This window comes from Mycobacterium sp. E796, from assembly GCF_001672815.1.
Lineage (GTDB): Bacteria > Actinomycetota > Actinomycetes > Mycobacteriales > Mycobacteriaceae > Mycobacterium.
This window is the reverse complement of the sequence record NZ_LZKK01000015.1, coordinates 1-1889: the sequence shown is the minus strand read 5'-3', so window position 1 is coordinate 1889 and position 1889 is coordinate 1. Positions and strand designations below refer to the sequence as shown.

3 protein-coding genes are annotated in these 1889 nt (G+C 58.1%); 2 read left to right on the top strand and 1 reads right to left on the bottom strand.

Going from position 1 to position 1889, the window contains the following annotated elements:
- Positions 1-380, top strand: a 380-nt coding sequence (locus A5706_RS00885) for a hypothetical protein (RefSeq protein WP_231984927.1), incomplete at its 5' end; no start/stop codon positions are given.
- Between the two features lie 424 nt (positions 381-804).
- On the top strand, positions 805-1344 hold the full coding sequence (locus A5706_RS00880) for a PE family protein (protein ID WP_068126133.1): 540 nt from the start codon (positions 805-807) through the stop codon (positions 1342-1344).
- 254 nt (positions 1345-1598) lie between these two features.
- Here the strand turns inward: A5706_RS00880 and A5706_RS00875 are convergent.
- The coding region (locus A5706_RS00875; RefSeq protein WP_231984910.1) for a hypothetical protein at positions 1599-1889 on the bottom strand (291 nt) is incomplete at its 5' end.

Here is a 1889-nt window from a genome sequence, read left to right as displayed (position 1 = left end):
CCGCCCAGTCGACATTAAATGATTTGATAACAAATGTAGTGACGAATACTGTCTTTGTTCTAGGTGCCGCCGCCGTGGCCGGCTTCGTCATTGGTTTTCTTTCTTGGCTCATGGCAGATCTCGTCGTACTGTACTTCGCGTCCGCTGCGGCAAACATCATCCAATCGTTCCCGTTCTACGGCTTACTATTGAACGTTTTGACCGACGCGATAAACCCATTACTCACGGCGTTTCCCGTTGTAGGCCAGCTCGTTTCAGCCGGCACTCAATTAGTCCAGTCGTTCACCACTGCGTTCTTCTGGCCGGCGAATCTGACAGTACAAATTCTCCGCGCACTATCCGCCTTGGTGAACCCGCTGGGCCAAACAACGGCCTCCTAACATCCAATCTTTGGCCCTTCTCAGCAGCCGGGTGTCTCACCGACTCCTGTTCATCGGGACGCAGGAAATCCGAATCGAGGTCTACGGGAGCCCTCGGGGCCGCCCAGAGGCGCGCCTCGCGCCCCTGCTGACCCGCCGACACAGACGCCGCCGCACCTGACCGTGACTCTGCGGCCTCGGCCCACGCCTTTGTGGCGCGGGTCGCCGCGTTAAGGGGATTCAACCTCTAGCCGTGCATCCGGCCGTTACGCCGCACGCTGGGGCGGCCCCGACGCCCCTGCCTGACGTCGCCAGCGCCGGGCGACGCGTGCATGATTTTAGGCCCGACCACAGAGGGCGAAAGTCCCTATTTGGATTTGCCGGCTCGCGGTGAAGATCCTGTCCTACCGATGAGTCGATGAAGAGACCGGGCGGGAGGATCAAGATGTCTGCGGTGATCGCGACACCGGAGCTGATAGAGGCGGCGGCAACCGACTTGGCGAGTATTGGTTCGACGGTCAACGCCGCGCACATGGTGGCCGCGGCCCCGACCGTCTTTGTGCCACCTGCGGCCGCTGATGAGGTGTCGGCGGGGATCGCGCATCTGTTCTCCGGTTACGCCCAGGACTATCACGCGCTGGCCGGGAAGGCGGCGGCGTTTCAGGAGCAATTTGTGCAGCACCTGACCACCAGTGCCGGCGCGTATGCCGGCGCGGAGGCCGCCAACGTCACGTCGCTGATCAAGCCCTTGACAGCAATTGGGGCCCCGATTGCCGCTGCTGCCACAACCGCCCAGTCCACGATGAGCGATTTAATAGCGAATGTGATAACAAATATTCAAGCCGGAATAGAGACATTGATAACGATGATTACATCTTTATTAATGTTGCTAGCGATTGTACCCTTTTTGCTACTGTTTCTTTTAAGTGTTGCTTTATACGGGCCATGGTGGCTTGTTTTGCTTAATGCCGGGCGTGGGTATTGAGATGACGCCCCCCTCAGCGCGGTCGGTGAGGTTCGCGCAGTCGGATCGACGCCCAACGAGTTGGTCGCGAGGGTTGGATTCTCCATCGTTCCTTCGCCGAACCTTTCACGTTCGTGGTCGGGCAGCGTCTAGCCGACGACGAGGCGTGTCTCGGCTTTGAAGGTGCCGTCGCGGTTGTCCCGGACGTGGACGCTGGTGGTGATGGCGATGTCCGGCCAGGGCCAAGAGGCAGGCCGCAACGCAGAGCGCGTCTGTTAGATCGGGAAGAACATCGGAATGGGAGTACCTGTTGCAATAAAAAGTAAAACTAGTGCTACCCAAGCGCCTATGATTACAAAAGTGCCGACCGTAACGAAAATGCTCCATAACGCCGGGTAGCCTTGAATAAATATCCAAAACTGGTAAAAGGCTGCGCCCAATATCTTGAGTAATTGGTCGAAAGCTGCGCTAACAATGTTGCCTAACTCGTATCGGACAGCCCCGACGGCGCTGCCAATCAAGTTCACAACCCCTCCCAAGGGCTTTAGCAACGACGCCATGTTGGC

Coding starts and splice junctions, on each gene's coding strand:
- A5706_RS00880 (WP_068126133.1), top strand. CDS start 805: ATGTCTGCGGTGATCGCGACACCGGAGCTGATAGAGGCGGCGGCAACC.